The organism is Pantoea sp. alder81, assembly GCF_020179835.1.
Lineage (GTDB): Bacteria > Pseudomonadota > Gammaproteobacteria > Enterobacterales > Enterobacteriaceae > Pantoea.
This window is the reverse complement of sequence record NZ_JAIUDA010000005.1, coordinates 359599-376886: the sequence shown is the minus strand read 5'-3', so window position 1 is coordinate 376886 and position 17288 is coordinate 359599. Positions and strand designations below refer to the sequence as shown.

The 17288-nt window shown below is 50.6% G+C and carries 16 protein-coding genes; 12 read left to right on the top strand and 4 right to left on the bottom strand.

Annotated elements, in window-relative coordinates:
- The 4 genes from LBW88_RS16505 to LBW88_RS16490 all read left to right on the top strand — a co-directional run.
- The coding region (locus tag LBW88_RS16505; protein ID WP_224933350.1) for a hypothetical protein at window positions 1-136 on the top strand (136 nt) is incomplete at its 5' end.
- A 71-nt stretch (window positions 137-207) separates the two neighbouring features.
- Window positions 208-1479 (top strand): Glu/Leu/Phe/Val family dehydrogenase, encoded by a 1272-nt coding sequence (locus LBW88_RS16500; protein WP_224933019.1) that lies wholly within the window; start codon window positions 208-210, stop codon window positions 1477-1479.
- A gap of 120 nt (window positions 1480-1599) precedes the next feature.
- Entirely contained in the window at window positions 1600-1941 is a 342-nt protein-coding gene (locus LBW88_RS16495) for a type II toxin-antitoxin system RelE/ParE family toxin (protein WP_224933020.1), read from the top strand.
- Window positions 1938-2276: a helix-turn-helix domain-containing protein gene (locus LBW88_RS16490; protein ID WP_224933021.1), complete on the top strand. Its 339-nt coding sequence runs from the start codon at window positions 1938-1940 to the stop codon at window positions 2274-2276. The genes LBW88_RS16495 and LBW88_RS16490 overlap by 4 nt, the downstream gene beginning before the upstream one ends.
- Window positions 2277-2341: 65 nt before the next feature.
- Here the strand turns inward: LBW88_RS16490 and LBW88_RS16485 are convergent, their stop codons facing one another.
- Entirely contained in the window at window positions 2342-3421 is a 1080-nt protein-coding gene (locus LBW88_RS16485) for a porin (RefSeq protein ID WP_320442536.1), read from the bottom strand.
- Window positions 3422-3911: 490 nt separating this feature from the next.
- Here LBW88_RS16485 and nac point away from each other — a divergent pair, with 490 nt between their 5' ends.
- The 5 genes from nac to LBW88_RS16460 all read left to right on the top strand — a co-directional run bounded on the left by nac (window position 3912) and on the right by LBW88_RS16460 (window position 9036).
- Window positions 3912-4838 (top strand): nitrogen assimilation transcriptional regulator NAC, encoded by a 927-nt coding sequence (gene nac, locus LBW88_RS16480; protein ID WP_224933023.1) that lies wholly within the window; start codon window positions 3912-3914, stop codon window positions 4836-4838.
- Between the two features lie 313 nt (window positions 4839-5151).
- Window positions 5152-6054, top strand: coding sequence for an ABC transporter permease (locus tag LBW88_RS16475; protein WP_224933024.1), 903 nt, complete (start codon window positions 5152-5154; stop codon window positions 6052-6054).
- Window positions 6051-6854: an ABC transporter permease gene (locus LBW88_RS16470; RefSeq protein WP_224933025.1), complete on the top strand. Its 804-nt coding sequence runs from the start codon at window positions 6051-6053 to the stop codon at window positions 6852-6854. Before LBW88_RS16475 ends, LBW88_RS16470 begins: the two co-directional genes overlap by 4 nt.
- A gap of 21 nt (window positions 6855-6875) precedes the next feature.
- Complete coding sequence (locus LBW88_RS16465) at window positions 6876-7940, top strand: extracellular solute-binding protein (RefSeq protein WP_224933026.1); 1065 nt, start codon at window positions 6876-6878, stop codon at window positions 7938-7940.
- Window positions 7941-7947: 7 nt separating this feature from the next.
- Window positions 7948-9036 carry an ABC transporter ATP-binding protein gene (locus tag LBW88_RS16460; protein WP_224933027.1) on the top strand — a complete coding sequence of 363 codons (1089 nt, stop codon included), beginning with the start codon at window positions 7948-7950 and terminating at the stop codon, window positions 9034-9036.
- A gap of 50 nt (window positions 9037-9086) precedes the next feature.
- On the opposite strand, the gene LBW88_RS16455 is transcribed toward LBW88_RS16460, so the two are convergent.
- The gene (locus LBW88_RS16455) at window positions 9087-9752 is read right to left on the bottom strand and encodes a TetR/AcrR family transcriptional regulator (RefSeq protein WP_224933028.1); all 666 of its coding nucleotides are present in this window, start codon (window positions 9750-9752) and stop codon (window positions 9087-9089) included.
- 79 nt (window positions 9753-9831) lie between these two features.
- Here LBW88_RS16455 and LBW88_RS16450 point away from each other — a divergent pair, with 79 nt between their 5' ends.
- On the top strand, window positions 9832-11349 hold the full coding sequence (locus LBW88_RS16450) for an MDR family MFS transporter (protein ID WP_224933029.1): 1518 nt from the start codon (window positions 9832-9834) through the stop codon (window positions 11347-11349).
- A gap of 263 nt (window positions 11350-11612) precedes the next feature.
- Window positions 11613-12164: a C40 family peptidase gene (locus LBW88_RS16445; RefSeq protein WP_200574859.1), complete on the top strand. Its 552-nt coding sequence runs from the start codon at window positions 11613-11615 to the stop codon at window positions 12162-12164.
- 40 nt (window positions 12165-12204) lie between these two features.
- Here the strand turns inward: LBW88_RS16445 and fhuE are convergent, their stop codons facing one another.
- Entirely contained in the window at window positions 12205-14382 is a 2178-nt protein-coding gene (fhuE, locus tag LBW88_RS16440; protein WP_224933030.1) for a ferric-rhodotorulic acid/ferric-coprogen receptor FhuE, read from the bottom strand.
- Between the two features lie 447 nt (window positions 14383-14829).
- Here fhuE and LBW88_RS16435 point away from each other — a divergent pair, with 447 nt between their 5' ends.
- Window positions 14830-15921: a YncE family protein gene (locus tag LBW88_RS16435; RefSeq protein WP_224933031.1), complete on the top strand. Its 1092-nt coding sequence runs from the start codon at window positions 14830-14832 to the stop codon at window positions 15919-15921.
- 60 nt (window positions 15922-15981) lie between these two features.
- Here LBW88_RS16435 and LBW88_RS16430 read toward each other — a convergent pair whose 3' ends face one another.
- Window positions 15982-16851, bottom strand: a complete 870-nt coding sequence (locus LBW88_RS16430) for an AraC family transcriptional regulator (RefSeq protein ID WP_224933032.1) — start codon at window positions 16849-16851, stop codon at window positions 15982-15984.
- Window positions 16852-17288: the final 437 nt, after the last annotated feature.

Genomic DNA, 17288 nt, shown 5'->3' with positions numbered 1-17288 from the left:
TGCGCTGGCGGAACTGATCATCGACGGCATCAAGACCAACGTCGAGCTGCAGATGAAAATCATGTCCGACGAAAACTTCCAGCAGGGTGGCACCAACATCCACTATCTGGAGAAAAAACTCGGCCTGAACGACTGAATCAATCCTCTCGCCGCCATTTTGACGTGGGCGGCGTTTTCCTATCCTGACAGTAAAATCTGGAGGTCAGTTTGTCTGAACTTTCCTATGTGACGGGTGACCGTCACTCAGCCTGGTCAACTTATCTGACGCAGGTCGAACGTGTGTTGCCTCTGCTGGGCGATTTGAGTCGCTGGGCCGATACCTTAACGCATCCAAAACGAGCATTAATCGTTGATATTCCGCTGGAAATGGATGATGGCACGGTGCGTCATTTTGAGGGCTATCGCGTGCAGCACAACTTATCGCGCGGGCCGGGCAAGGGCGGGGTGCGTTTTCATCCTGATGTGACGTTGCAGGAAGTGATGGCGCTCTCCGCGTGGATGACGGTGAAGTGCGCTGCGCTGAACCTGCCGTTTGGCGGAGCGAAAGGCGGCGTGCGTGTCGATCCCACTACCTTGTCCCATAAGGAGCTGGAGCGTTTAACGCGGCGCTATACCAGCGAAATCGGCAATATGATTGGCCCCCAGCAGGATATTCCCGCGCCGGATGTCGGCACCAACGCGCAGGTGATGGCGTGGATGATGGATACCTGGTCGATGAACGTCGGCGCCACGACGACAGGCGTCGTCACCGGCAAACCGGTGCATTTGGGCGGCTCGCTGGGACGCGTTAAAGCTACGGGACGCGGCGTGTTTGTCACTGGCTGCCGTGCGGCAAAGAAACTGGGGATTGAAGTCGCCAGCAGTCGCGTGGCGGTGCAGGGCTTTGGCAATGTTGGCAGCGTCAGCGCCGAGCTGTTCCATGCGCTGGGGGCGAAAGTGGTGGCGGTTCAGGATCACAAAGGCACACTCTATCTGTCCAGCGGACTGGATATTCCAGCGTTACAGGTGTGGCAACAAGCTCACGGCACCATCGCTGGCTTCCCCGGCGCTGACCACATTGCGGATGAACATTTCTGGACTCAGCCTTACGACATTCTGGTGCCTGCCGCGCTGGAGGGACAGATCACGGCTGAACGCGCTAATCTGCTTCAGTGTCGCCTGATTATTGAGGGCGCAAACGGCCCGACCTTGCCGGAAGCCGATGATATCTTGCAGCAACGCGGCATTGCTGTGGTGCCAGATGTGATTGCGAATGCGGGCGGTGTGACGGTGAGTTACTTTGAATGGGTGCAGGATTTTTCCAGCTTCTTCTGGAGCGAGGAGGAGATCAATCAACGGCTGGAAAGCATTATGCAGCACGCCATTGAAGCCGTGTGGCAGAAAGCCGATGCGCTCAGCGTGACGCTGCGTACGGCAGCTTACGCCGTTGCCTGCGAGCGAATTCTGCTGGCACGGAAGGATCGCGGGTTGTATCCGTAAACACATTAGTTTGAGAGAAGCCTCGCAAATGCGGGGTTTTTTATTGACTGAAGTTTGTTCCGTACATTTAGGAGTGTATAATATTTTATACACAAATGGAGTGGTGTGGAGCGCACAGAAATGGATGAAAAGGATTTAGACTGGCGTGGTACAACGCTGGAGGACATCAAAATGTTCCCCAATGAGGTGAAAAAGGACGTTGGATTTGAACTTCACAAAATTCAAAATGGGCATAATCCCACTCACTACAAGGCTGTGAATCGCTGGGGATCAGGTGTTATTGAGGTCAAAATAAAAGGCAATGATGGCGAATATCGCGTCGTTTATGTGGCAAAATTTGTTGAAGCCATTTATGTCATACATGCCTTCCAAAAGAAAACACAACAAACCAGCCCCCAAGATGTGAATATAATAATCGAACGTTATAAAGCAGTTATCGAAGAACGGAGAAAACTAACATGACCGATAAAATCGATACCCAGTCGCGGCATATCACCAAAGCGGGCAGCAATATTTTTGCTGATCTCGGATTCGAACCGGCTGAAGCGGACTCCCTTCTGACACAATCTCGTGAAGAAATTAACCGAGTCGATGAATTAAAAAAGCAGCTAATGACTGAAGTTTCTGAATGGATGACGGCAAATGGCCATAAGCAGATTGAAGCGGCCAAGATCCTGCACGTTTCCAGACCACGAGTTTCTGATGTGGTTAATCTAAAGACAGAAAAATTTACCATTGATTCGTTGGTGGGTATGGTTGCGGCGATGGGCAAAAAGGTCCAATTGGTGATCGAGTAATTGACCCGTGGCAAACTTAACTGCGAGTAGTCGAAAAAGGCCAGCATTGCTGGCCTTTCAAAATATTAGAACTGATACACCAGACCCAATGCCACCTGATCATCATTCGGCAAACCGAGTTTATTGTTATCGTCGAGCAGGTTGATCTTGTAGGCCACGAAGGTCTTCATGTTTTTATTGAAGTAGTAGGTCAATCCTGGTTCAAGGAATTTGAGCAGGTCTTCGTTACCAATACCCTCGATATCTTTGGCTTTGGTTTGTACCCAGGCGATGGAAGGGCGTATGCCGTTCAGGAACTGGTATTGCAGCGTGGCTTCAAAGCTTTCAGTTTTATTAGCGAAACCACTTTCGCCCGTTAAGCTATTGCTGATGGCGTAAGCATTGCGGGTCTGGCCGTAGAAGGTGCCAAAGTACCACTGGTTATCATCGTATTTCGCACCTACTGCCCAACTCTCACCTTTTGCACCCCGTCCGTATACACCATCGGCATTCTGCGCGTTGGTGCGATCCAGATTGGCATAACCGCCCACCACGCTCACGCCGAAATCGGTGGCGTAGCCGAGTGAAGTTGCCCAGCCATCACCATTGGCTTTACTGATAGCATCGCGGTCATTTTTGCCTTGATACTGCATTCCAAAGCTCAAGCCATTGACCAATCCAAAGAAATCACGGTTACGGTAGGTGGCGACGCCGGTTGAACGTCCGCGCAGGAAGCCATCGGCGGTGCCGGTTGGGCCGCCAAATTCAGGCAACACGTCAGTGTAAGCAATGGCGTCATAAACCAAACCATAGTTACGGCCATAGTCGAAGCTACCGTATTGGCCCACTTTCACCCCCGCAAATCCAAGGCGCGTTTTATTGCCGCTTTGCGCGTCGCTGCCTTCGCTATTGTTGAGCTGTGCCTGATATTCCCACTGACCATAGCCGGTCATAAGGTCATTGATCTGCGTCTGGCCTTTAAAACCAAAGCGCATGTAAGATTGATCACCGCCCAGACTGTCGTTACTGGAGATATAATTCTCTCCCTGCACTTTGCCGTACAGATCCAATTTGTTCCCGTCTTTATTGTAAATCTCGGCAGCCTGACTGAATGCAGAAGCAAACAGGGCGCTGGCGATACAAAGTTTTAAACTCAGCTTCATCATTTATCCTCGTCGGAGTATTTATCATTTTGTTGGTATAAGCACCGCGCAAACTAGCTGCGTGATGGAAGGAATCAGGAAAAGTTTCCGCTGGCTGTTAAGTTCCTCGAGCGCACAATATTGCGTCGACAAAAACACACCAGCAGCCAGCCAGCGGATGAAGCGCACACATCAAAGATGCCGTCAGGCATTCACACAGATCTGGAAATATCATTGGGTAGGATGTTTATTATTTTTATTTTTTTAAGTAAGTTTCTACTTTAACGAAACGTGCGAATCACCATAGGGGTATATCGCCATCACCGATAAGATAATTTTGTTTTGGCTGGATATTTTTTTCTTATTTCATTGCGCGCTAATAATACAAGGCATCCATATAAAACACCTATCCTGTAACAAGTAATACTTCTTACCTGCCAAAATTAATTCTCGATACATTTACTGTAGACTGCGGCACATTGCGTGTCCGGCAAGTATGAATGTGGCGGAAACTATGAATATCCGACGTCTGAAGTCGTTCATTACCATTGTCGATATGGGCAGTATTACCCGCGCGGCAGATGCACTGCACATCGCGCAACCGGCTTTGAGCCAGCAGTTGGTGGCACTGGAAGAACATTTTAAACGGCAGTTGTTGATTCGCAGCCAGCAAGGCGTGGTGCCGACTGAAGCGGGTAAAGTACTGTATGGTCACGCACATGCCATGCTGCGTCAGTTTGCGCAAACTGAGGTCGACGTCCTTAGCGCAGGACAGCAACTGTCGGGCCGGGTTTCAGTCGGGCTGGCACCGTTTAGCGCCGCATCCACGTTGTCGATGTCGCTATTGAGCGAGATGCGAGTGCGTCATCCGGGCATTCTGCTGCACCTGGTTGAGAGTGTGGGGCAAGCCTACAGTGAGTTAGTGGTGAATGGTCGGCTTGAGATGGCGCTGCTGCACGGCAGCGGCGGCGTTAAAGGACTGCATTACGAACCGCTACTGGAAGAGACTTTCTATTTTGTTGCTCACGCAGATTTTGATTTCGATGATGATGGCGGGGCGCTACAAGTCAGCCAGCTCAGCGCCTTGCCAATGCTATTACCGCCATCTTATAACTTTGTACGGCGTGCCATTGATGAAGCCTTTAACCTGCATCATCAGAGCCTGAACATTGTGGGTGAACTGGAAGCGGTGAAAAGCATTGCGCGCGCTGTTGATGCGGGTCTTGGCTGTACCATTATGCCGAAGGCGATTGCCGAGCGCATTCAGTCAGAATCACGTGATGTGGTGATCCGCTCCATCAGTGGCCCAACTATCAGCCAAACGCTCTCTCTTTGCGTGTCCGATCGTACACCGCTGTCAGAACCCGCGGCTGCGGTGCGTGAATTGCTCATCGAATTGACCCAAAGCCTTGCGCAGTCAGGCAATAGGCTCACGCAATAATTTAATTCTATTCTTTTAAAGCATTCAGGCGGATAGCCGAATTTATCCGTCTTTGCTTGTGTGTCTGCAATAACCCAAACTTTTTTCACATCAATATCTACCCATAACCGGAATGAGTATACGCATCGTGAAAATGTATTGGGTCGATAGCAAACAATCATATTAACGTTTTGTGACGCAATAAATTAAAGGGCAATAAACGTCATTTCAATTGCTTATATTAAAACGCGGAATTTCTGACTCTACATAGTTTTCTCTGATGTCGTCATGTTGGTTCATGGCGTTGTGCAAGATTTTGTCTCGAGGAATTCCAATGACTGCTATTCCCACGCCCATGCCACGGGCGAAATCAACCTGGCGCTGGCAATCGCCCGCATTATTGATCATTCCGCTGCTGGCGTTTCAACTGTTTTTCTTTTTTTCTCCTGCCGTCAAGTTGCTGTTATTCAGCTTGATGACACAATCCGCCGATGGAAATATTGGCACGCCCTGGACTTTCAGCCATTACTGGCATTTCTTTTCGGTGGCGTTATATAGCGATGTGCTGTGGAACACCCTGCGTATCAGCGTGATCACCTCTTTGATTGCGGCGGTATTGGCCTATCCCGTGGCAACTGTGTTAGTGCGCGGTCATGCGCTGTTGGCGCGCGTGCTGACCCTGGTGATCATCGCGCCGCTCGCGGTTAGCGTGGTGGTTCGTGCTTACGGTTGGCAGCTTATTCTTAACAACGGTCCGACGGGATTGCTCAATTATGTCTTACTGCATCTCGGTATTATCGATCGCCCGAACACGCTGATGTTTACCGATTGGGCGGTAATCATCGCGTCGCTGCAGATCTTCTTTCCGATGATGGTGCTACCGCTGGCATCCGCGTTGGGGAAAATTGATGCCAATCTGCCTTTTGCGGCCCGCACTTTGGGTGCGCCACCGTGGCAGGTATTTTTCCGTATTACCTTTCCACTTAGCCTGCCAGGGCTGGTCGCGGGGATGACGCTGGTGTTCTCGCTGGCGGCTGGTTCCTACGTTATTCCGGCGCTGATTGGCGGCCCGCGTGCGCAGATGCTGGGCAATCTGGCCGAACAACAGATCGTCGCGGTATATGACTGGCCATTTGGCGCCACCATCGCCGCCATTCTGGTGTTTATCGTGATTGCGGTGAATACGTTGTCGATGAAGCTACTCAGTGGACGCCGCCTGCCGGGGGATGCTCAATGAACGCACGTTTGCAAGGCTGGGGCGGCGCGGCCCTATATGCTTTCGCCGCAGCAATGATGGTGTTTATCCTTGCCCCGATATTGCTGATTATCGCGATTTCCTTTTCCGATGGATATTTCGTTAGCTTCCCACCCAGTGGATTCACGCTGGACTGGTACAGCAAAGTATTGGGCAACAGCGAATTTACTGATGCACTGTTGTTCAGCACGCTGCTATCACTTGGCACCACGTTGCTGTCGCTGTTGCTGGGCATTCCAGCGGCCTTTGCGCTGGTGCGGGGCAATCTGCCGTTTGCCGATTTGTGCAAAGGGTTATTGCTGTCACCCCTGATTTTCCCTGTGTTGATCACCGGGCTTGCGTTACTGCAGCTGTTTTCCGGTTATGGCTGGAGCAACGCCAAACTCAATCTGCTGCTAGCCCATACTGTGGTGACATCACCTTACGTGGTGCGCACCGTCATCACCAGTCTTGAACTGGTTAATCCCAGCCTCGAAGAAGCCGCACGCACGTTGGGCGCTTCACGTTGGGCAACGTTCCGTCAGGTGATCATGCCGCAGATTGTTCCCGGCGTGATGTCCGGTGCGATCTTCTGCTTCATGGTGTCCTTCGATAACTATCCCGTCTCAATGTGGTTGGCCGACTCGGAAAATACCCCGGTGCCGGTGGTGCTCTATCGCCAAATCGGCACCGTATTTGATCCCTCCGTTGCCACTATGTCGACGGTGATTATTTTACTCGCCACCGTGGTGGTAATCGTTTTGGAAAAATTGGTTGGCCTGCGTCGTGCAATGGCCGCATAACTTCACACCAGAGGATGTTCTATGAGTGCTATGAAACGCCGTACCTTCATTAAAGCGGTAGCGGGCGCCGCGCTGCTGCCCTATATCCAGGTGAAAGCCAATGCCGCCGATCGCGTTCTGCAAGTGGGGGTGTACAACTCGGCACAGGGCGCGCTGATCAAACAGAAAGTCCTGCCGGAGTTTGAGAAAGCGTACAACTGCAAGGTGTTAACCACAGAGGGCGCCACGCTGGCCAACATTGCCGCGCTGCGTGCCACCAAGGCCAAGCCGGTGTTCAGCGTGATGTCGATGGATGATATCGGCGTACCTCAAGCGAAAGCGGAGAACCTGATCGAGCAACTGCCCGCTGAAGGCATTCCGAATCTCAAAAATGTATTTGATCGTTATCTGTTGAGCGATCGCTATGGCGTGGGGTTCTCGGTTTCGATGGCGGGGCTGTTTATCAATCCGCAAATGACCAAACCGATTGCGAGTTATAACGAAATCTTCACGCCGCAGTTTGCACACCAAATGATTTTGAACACGCCCAAGAATACACAAAGCATATTAATGCTGATCGTTGCCGCCGCGCTGGCGACCGGCAAGCCGCTGCAGGAAGCACAGTATGAAATCGATAAAGGGTGGGACAAGCTGGCGGAACTCAAAAATAACGTGATGACGGTGTACGACGGCGAAGCGCAGGTAATGATGGTGGCGCAGGGCCAGGCCATGGTTGGCGGCATTGAGTACTCAAAAGCCATCTACCCGCATACCAAAAAAGGGATTCCGCTGGATATGACCTTCCCGAAAGAGGGCGCATTCACAGGCATTAACGGACTGGCATTGGTAAAAGGTGCACCACAGCGTGAACTGGGGTTAGCGTGGATCAACCGTTTGCTGGATGCAGATGTGCAGAAGATGTTGGCAGAAGTGACGCTGAGTGCGCCAACGGTGCGAGGCATCAACTTTGATGAGGCCACACTGAAGTATCTCGCCTATCCCGAAGAGAAAATGCAGCAGTTGAACCTGTTCACGCCGGATTGGACTTACATTATCCCGCGTCGCGCTGAGTTACTGGAGCGCTACAACCAAACCTTCAACGCGTGAGGCGATGATGCAGCGATCTTATGAAGTGCGGCTTGACAGCCTTAGTAAGCATTACGGCAAGACCGTGGCCGTTGAGAATATCTCATTAACCGTGCATGCGGGCGAAATCCTGGCCTTACTCGGCCCAAGCGGCTGTGGCAAAACCACCTGTTTACGCATGGTGGCTGGGTTAGTGACCCCGACTACGGGAGACATTTTGGTTGGCGGTCGTTCGATTCTGGAAACTGCGGTGCATCGTCGCAATATCGGATTGCTCTTCCAGAACTACGCGCTGTTCCCCCATATGACGGTGGAAGAGAACGTGGCATTTGGCTTGAAAATGCGCGGGCAGTCACGCAGCGAATACAGCGATCGGGTAGCAAAAGCATTGGATATGGTGCAGCTGAAATCCTATCGCGATCGCTTACCTGCGCAACTCTCTGGCGGGCAGCAGCAACGTGTCTCTTTGGCGCGCGCGTTGGTGATCGAACCGGATATGTTGTTACTGGATGAACCGCTTGGCGCCCTGGATAAGAGCCTGCGGGAAAGCATGCAACTGGAGATCCGCCAACTTCAACAGCGTCTCGGTTTGACCACCATTATGGTGACGCACGATCAGGATGAAGCGTTAACCATGGCAGATCAAATCGCAGTGATGCAGGGTGGCAAGCTGGAACAGGTGGCGAGTGCCGCCCAGATCTATCAGAAACCGGCGACCGCCTTTGTGGCCGGGTTTATCGGTGCCTCCAACTTCCTCTCTGCCGAAGTGATGCAGTATCAAGGCGGACGCAGTGAGTTGCAGACCGAAAGCGGTGTGCGTTTGCTGGTGGAGGGTGAGTTAAAAGGTAAGGCAATGGTGACGATCCGCCCTGAAGCGGTGCGGTTATCGCCTCTGCAACAGCCACTGGGCACCGCAACCTGCAATGCAACGGCGGCGGAAGTCACGCAGGTGGTGTATCGCGGTTATATGTTGCACTACAACCTACGCCTCCCCAACGGGGAAACCATGATGGCATGGAAACAAACGCAAGGTGAAACCGAGCCGCAGAGTTTTGCCGCAGGTGACCGCGTGCTGGCGCAGTGGAGCAGCGAAAGTAATCATGTGGTGTTCGGATAAAACCCGTTGCGGCCCGCGGGCCGCCATTCTTATGTGCGTGCTTAACGAATTTAACTGACCGGGCGGATTCCCTGACAGAACAGGCTAAGTGTGTGCTGTACAATCAGCTCCGTATCAAACTCCGGCTCATTGGCAAAGCGTGTGAAGGGCACCAGAATCATGCTCAGGATGGATGTCATCAGCAAATCGGGATTCAACGCCGCATTCAATAAACCCTGTTGTTGCCAGCGCACAATCAACGCCCTGACTTTGTCACGCCCCGCATGACCATAACGTTCTTTGATGTGCTGACCTAAGCCGTGTGAACCGCTGGTGACTTCTTGCATCCATAAAGGGGCGAACCAGTCGTTGGTCAGAACGATATCCGCGATTTCACGAATGAATCCACTAAAAGTGGTGACAGGGTCACCTATATCTTCATCGAAATGCGCTTCCAGACGCTGGCGCATCGGTAGAAATCGCTCCTCAACTACCACATCCAGCAGCGACTCACGTGACTGAAAATAGTAATTCAGCATCGCCGGACTGACGCCCGCCTGGCGTGCTATGGCATTGAGTGAGGTTTCTGCAATACCGTTTTTAGCATACAGCGCTAAGGTGATATCCAGCAGGTGCTCACGCTGTTGCGCGTTAATGGCCCCGCCACGCGGTCGACCCGGACGGCGAGGTTGGGTGTGAGTTGTCTTATCATCAGCAGGGACTTTTTGTGCGGTCATCTTTACGCGTTCGCTTGTTTCGTGTCAGACTGTGGACAATATTAATTGTGTATTTAATTAATTTCAATTGGTGTCTGATATGAAACCTGAAACATACGCGCCGAAATCGGGCAGCGGGGAAGAGAGTCCACCTTCCGTCCGTTTGCTGATGGGCGCACTGATGCTGGTGATGCTGCTCTCTGCACTCGACCAGACCATCGTCTCTACTGCGTTGCCCACCATTGTGGGTGAATTAGGCGGGCTGGATCGCCTGTCGTGGATTGTCACGGCGTATATGCTCGCGTCCACCATCGTGGTGCCGCTGTACGGTAAGTTTGGTGACCTGTTTGGCCGTAAAACGGTGCTGCAAATTTCCGTTGTTCTGTTCCTGATTGGCTCCGCACTGTGTGGGCTGGCGCAAAATATGGAGCAACTGATCTTCACCCGCGCCCTGCAAGGTCTGGGCGGCGGGGGGCTGATGGTGGTCAGCATGGCAGCGGTGGCGGATATCATCCCGCCTGCCGATCGTGGCAAATACCAGGGGCTATTTGGCGGGGTATTTGGATTGGCGACGGTGGTTGGCCCGTTACTCGGCGGATTTATCGTGCAGCACGCCTCCTGGCGTTGGATTTTCTATATCAATCTACCGTTGGGCTTGTTTGCACTGGTGATTATCAACGCCGTGTTTAAGGCAGATAACAAACGTAAACCGCATGAGATTGATTATCCTGGTGCTGTTTGCCTGTGCCTGGCGCTGGTGGGAATTACCCTGTTTACCAGCGAAGGCGGCACGCTGCGCGCGTGGAGCGATCCCGTGCTGTGGTGCATTCTGGCTTTTGGTTTGGTAGGTGTGATTGGCTTTATTTATGAAGAGCGGCGCGCGTGGGAACCGATTATTCCGTTGGATCTGTTCCGCAATCGCAACTTTTCGCTCTCCAGTTTGATGGCCTTTATTGTCGGGATGTCGCTGTTTGGCAGTGTGACTTTCCTGCCGCTCTATTTACAGGTGGTGAAAGGCTCAACCCCGACCGAGGCTGGGTTGCAGTTGCTACCACTGATGGGCGGATTGCTGGTGACCTCGATTGTTAGCGGACGCATTATCAGCCGCACCGGTCGCTATCGTCTGTTCCCCATTGGCGGAACCTTGTTGGCGACGATCGGAATGGCTTTAATGACCACGCTGACGCTTAACTCTCCGCTGTGGCAGATTTATCTCTACGCCTGCGTGCTCGGTATGGGCATGGGTATGGTAATGCAGGTGTTAGTGCTGGCGGTGCAAAACAGTGTGACACCGGACCGTATTGGCGTTGCGACCTCTTCCGTCACGTTGTTCCGTTCGGTTGGCGGTTCAATAGGAGTGGCATTATTCGGTGCGATGTTTAGCCATGTATTGAAGTCGGGTTTGACTGAAATGGTCGACAAGGGCGATAAATTACCCGCCACGCTGGATCCTAACGCCGTGCACCATTTGCCTTATGATGTGCAACACGCTTATTTGCAGGTATTTAGCGAAGCGGTGCATGCGGCATTTCAGATGGCTGCGGTGGTCATGGTAGTGGCATTTATTCTGTCGTTGTTCCTGCCGGAGTCGCCATTACGCAGTAAAGCCAAACAATAAACATTAACCCGCATCCCACCATCGGCTGATTGATGCCGATGGTAGGATGAAATAGCAGCAGAGTCGGGCGAAGAAATAACCTTCATCACGTAAATTGGCGAAAGAATAGTTAATTTTTATCTCAAATACATGATGTTACCTTTCCGTAAACTTAGGTAAAAAAGAAGAGGATTAAAAGAATTCAGCGGCCAGCTATTTATTTTTGCAACTTTTCTACGGTATAAATCTCTAACCACTGTCTCCCTCAGCGAAAACGTCATCTCATGATCAACTCTGCGGCCAGCAAAATCTTCGCCTGCCTGTTTTTTATTACCCTGGCAGGTTGCTCTTCCAAAACTTCTCATGCCCCTGCGGAAGAGAGCGTCGATGCTTCAACCGATGGTGGTAAGCAACCCGATTTGATTCCGGTGATCGCGGCATTACACGATCAGATGCACTCATGGGAAGGGACCAAATACCAGTGGGGTGGCACGCAATTAAACGGGGTGGATTGCTCCGGCTTTGTCTGGCGCACCTTAAAAGATCGTTTCAATATTCCGATGGATCGTGTCACGACGCGTGAGTTAATTGCCATGGGGCAGCCAGTCGATAAGGCGCATTTGCAACCTGGTGATTTAGTGTTCTTTCGCATCAAACGCGAGTTACACGTAGGCTTTTATGACACCGATCATCAATTTCTCCACGCATCGGTTAGTCAGGGTGTGATGCGTTCATCGCTGAATAATCCATACTGGAAATCAGTATATTTGGAAGCGCGGCGGTTACCGCGTGAACAAAATTCGCAGATTAGTTTTAACTATAAAAATAAAGCCTGATGCAGAAAGAATCCCCGGCCTGAAGCCGGGGATTTTTATATCAGAACTGATATGACACGCTAACCGAGAAGTTGCGCGGCTCACCGTAAACATAGTTATTCATATAGGTGTAGTACTCGCGGTCGAATAAGTTATCGACGTTAGCCTGCACGGCAACTTGTTTGGTGACCTGATAACGGGCAAACAGGTTAGCCAGTGGGTAGCTGCCCTGATAGACGCGTTGCGTACCGCCATCTGGGGAGCTGACATCCTCAAACACGCGGTTCTGCCAGTTAATGCCGCCACCAATCGTCAGGTCAGGCAGCATCGGCACGTTGTAACGGGTAAACAGCTTGAACTGGGTTTGCGGTTGGTCAGGGTTATAACGACCATCCAAATCGCGCGCGACATAGCGCGTTGCTCCGAAGGTTAATTGCAGGTTATCGGTGAGTGCACCGTTAAGTTCGAACTCGGCCCCTTTACTGCGTGCGCCTTTAGTGGCGGTGTAGGCCTGCTCGCTGCTGTTATTAACGTAGACGCCATCTTGTGCTGTCCCGACGTTTTCCTGTTGAATACGGAATACCGCAAAGGTCGCGGTCAGACGACCATCATACCATGCCGATTTTAACCCCGTTTCGTAGCTTTTTCCGGTAACTGGAGAAAGGTAGTGGCCTGAGCTATCGCGATAGGTTTGAGGCTGGAAAATCGACGTATAGCTGGCATACGCAGACCAGGTATCATTGATGTCATACACCAGACCGGCGTACGGCGTGGTGTTGTGTTGGGTCATATCACCACTGCTACCGTTGGTGCTCCATTCGGTGTAGCGAGCACCAATAATCAGTGATAGCGGATCGGCTAATGAAATACGCGCTGCGGTGTAAGCAGACTTCTGGCGAATGACGTCATTCGCGTTCAGATACCAACCTTGCCACTGCGGCTCAGCAAGATTGCCATTCCAGTTGTTATTAAATGGCCCCATATCAGCGGCAGTAATATCATACTCATCCAGGTCAGTGACGCCATCCTGACTGTAGGTTTGGTTATGCTGACGGCTGTAACTCAGGCCTGCCATCAACTGGTGCTGACGGCCTAATAACTCAAACGGGCCGCTGGCGTAACCATCAACGGAGGTTAGCTCACGTTTACCGCGGTCCAGGCTGCCGTAGCCGGTTACGCCTTCGCCGGTACTCTCGTCAGGGAATGCGCTGTACAGGTTAAGCAACTTATCGCTAAAGGTATTTTTGGCATGGGTACCATTCACATGGAAGCTCCAGCCGTTATCGAAGTTATGCACCAGATCGGCGTAAACCTTCTGTATTTCGGTGTGATAGTAAGTCCAATCGGCGGCGGAGTTCAGGCTGCGGTTGTAGTGCGTAAGCGAACCGTTGCTGTAGAAATCCGGTAAGCCACCCCATGTAGGATCGCGCGTATCGGCCTTTTCGTAGTCATAACCTAATGAAAGGGTGGTGTTATCGGTGATATCCGCATCGACCACGCCATAAAGGAACTTCTTGTTTTTATGATAGCGATCGAGCCAACTATCCTGGTCCTGATACCCTGTTACCACGCGTCCGCGTAGTGAACCTTCGCTGTTCAGCGTCCCGGCGATATCAGCGACATAACGTTGTTTGTTCCAACTGCCATAGCTGGCGCTGACCGAGCCAGTAAAATCTTTACTGTCGGCGTGTTTACGCACCATATTGACCGAAGCGGAAGGGCTGCCAGCCCCAGTCATCAGGCCCGTCGCGCCACGTACCACCTCAATACGATCGTAAATGGCGGTATCAGATGCCGCGTCACCGTAGTTCCAGTTATCACCCGTAGAAGTAGGGATACCATCAAAGGTGAAGTTAGTGATTTTAAAGCCGCGTGAATAGTATTCAGAACGTTCAGAATCCACCAAATTGCTGGTGATACCAGTGGTGTTATTCAATACGTCGGTGACGGTTTGTAGCTGCTGATCCTGCATACGCTGCTGCGTCACCACGCTCACTGATTGCGGCACATCACGTGGCGTCAGCAGCAGTTTTGTACCCGCTCGGGTGGTTTTGACCGCATAGTCCTGTTTTTCAGTCTCATCGCTGTTGTCGCTGCTGGTGGCATTGACCACCAGATCCTGCTGAGTCGTATCGGCAGCCTGCGCCAAAGTGGGGTTGAGAAGGGCGTGTACTGCCATCGCCAACAATGAAACGCTAAACGTTTTGCGGATGCCTGATTCCCTGCCGTTCGAAGACATAATAGTTTCCGTGATAAATGATTGTTATATGAAGCCATTACGCTTCGGTTGTTATGCTGGCGCTCATCTACCCTCACCCAAAAGGGCAGAGCAAACGAAGATTCGATCTAATTACGAACGCCAATGATAATCATTTGCTTTATAGAATCTCGCAAGGATTCAATTTGAAGTGTAATAATGTGTAAACATGATGTAATTCAGTTATCTGGAGGGATTCATAACCTGATAGTTGCTGGTGTTTTCACTTTTATTCGGCAAGATTTGGCACGTTTTTAATATCATGAAGCGTCAAATCTGGCGGCAAATTGAGTTAACAGTGTGGAATTAGCGCATAAATCTACGTGAATATTTGCTTACGCTAAGTTAATGCGTATGATTCTCATTCTTCTTATATTTTCCGCCCACCTCAATGTGGTCGGAGCCGTTGATCCATTGATGGAGTTCAGCATGAAATCGTTGTTTAGCCCGCGTAAAGCCACTGTTGCCATGGCGATCGCCGCAGCCTTTAGCCTGACTGCTTGCCAGGCACCTGCCAAAAAAGCCGAAGCGCCAGCCGCTGAAACCGTGAAACCGGTTGATACCGCAGTGTTGAAACGCGACCTGGGCGATGGTCTGTATGAAATGGCCTACTCTCCAGCGTCGAAAGCGCTGTTTGTTGCCAGTGCGCAGGCATTCAAAGATGTGAACGGCGGCGTGATCTATCGCCTCGATCCAGCAACCTTAGCGACCAAAGGTGAGACCCACACCGATCTGAAAAACTTCGGTACCGCTATCGATGAGCAGGGCAGCGTGTTCTACACCACCAACTCCCTTGATGGTGCCATCTCTAAAGTTGACGCGCAGAGCGGCAAAGTGCTGCAGCGTTTAGTGTTCCCGGGCAAAATCAGCAAAGAAGGTTACCCGGCGGGTGCACGTGAAGTGTTGTGGCACGGCAATGAACTGTATGTCGGTCGTGTGGCCGATCCAGGTTACATCTCCGTGGTGGATACCAAGACCTTCAAGCTGAAGACTGAGATTAAGAACGCTGGCAAATGGGTGACGGGTATTATTTATTCTCCGGTGACAGAGCGCATTTATGCGGCCAACGGCTCTGGCGAGATCCTGGTGATCAATCCACGCACCCACAAAATTGAGAAGCGCTGGACTGCAGGTGACGGTAAAGAGTATCTGTTCCTGAATATGGCAGAAGATCCAGCTACCGGCCGCCTGTTTGTCACTGACGATTCTAAAGGTAAAGCCACCCTGGTCTTTGATGAGCGCACCGGTAAAGTGATCAAGCGTATCGAAGGCGACTCTCTGGGTATTAAATTCGACGCCAAGCGTAATGAACTCTTCATTAGCCAGCGCGAATCGAAGAAAGTGCTGCAGTTGGATGCCACCACTTATGCAGTGAAAAACAGCTGGTCGTTTGAGCAGAATCCAAATAGCCTGTTGATCGGACCGGATAACAACACCCTGTACGTGACCCTGAAGGCGGAGTTCAATAAAGACTCGTCTACCAAAGGCACCGACGGTATTGCCCGTATTACACTGAAGTAAGAGTGCAGCGTTAATGAATGCCCTCGCAAGAGGGCATTTTGCTTTCAGAAGAACCGTGATTTAGCGATTTATTTGTCCGGTCAACCAGAATTTTTTATAACGCGCAGGCGGAATGCCGACAAGATTATGAAAGATGCGATGGAAGTTGTTGACGTTATCATAACCCACTGCGTTTGCCACTTCAGTGACACCCAGACTCGTACTCAATAATAAATTTTGCGCTTCACCAATTCTACGGCGGGTTTGATACTGCTTGGGTGAATAACCCGAATAGTCTTTAAAAACGTGTGCGAGATAAAACTGATTCATATTCAAGGCTGCAGTAATCGAACTCAACGCAATATCTTCTTTATAGTGATTATCAATATAATCTTTGATGCGCTGGCCTAAGAGCATACTATTGCTCTCTTGCTCTTGTTTGTTTTCGATCCAAATATTCCGGCACAGTAGCAGTAAAACACTGAGCAAATGATCGCCAATTTCTGCACTATAAACACGTTTGCTGTTAACGTGCGCCCACATCTGATCGAACAACTGGCAAACCTCATCATAAAACTCACCAGCAGGCATTACGGCGGGCTGTGCACGGGTGGTGAGAACGTTAACAGGCAAGCCATCGACCTTTAATTGTTCGACGCCGCAGCTGAATATCAATAAATTTTCTGTCGCATCCGGGCTTTCATCGTGTAACACATTGGCGTTGAAAAGGAGGATGTCGCCTTTCTTAACGTTATAACCACGCCCATCAATGTTATAAATCCCACTCCCCGAGCGAATAAACATCACTTCGAAGCGGTCATCATGTTTATGCATGACGCGTGGAATGGCTTCTTCCTGACCTTCTGCTCTGCACATAAACGCCAGACGAGGACGTAAACTGGTATCGAATCCACGGGCGGAAGGATGTTCGTTCAGGCAAAAGGTAATCATGATTGCTCCTATTGGTATGCCGCTATTCTTACATGAGTTCAGGATCTCGTAATCATCAATTTTGCTTTTTAAGAATGTGTAATGTATTGATAATATTATGATTAATTCTTTTAGGGAAAGTTAAAGTCTCGATTTTTGTTATTGAGGGCTTACCAGAAAAACTAAATTAGATCTCCATCACACTTTTGAGGTAGATGGCGGTTTGTTACAACGGAAAAAATACAGCATTTTTATGAAGAGAAAAAATGATGTGCTTATCGTTACCAGGGTTAATTTGTTGAGCTTTTCTCAAATGTCATCAAGATTGCTTTTGGCGCCTGACGATAAATAATGAGTTTAATCTCTGATTAATTGAAGGGCTCACCTTAAATTCCCGTATGAAGGGACTTTTGATGTCATCAAGATAACCCGTAAATACCTGTCTGAATCACATGTTT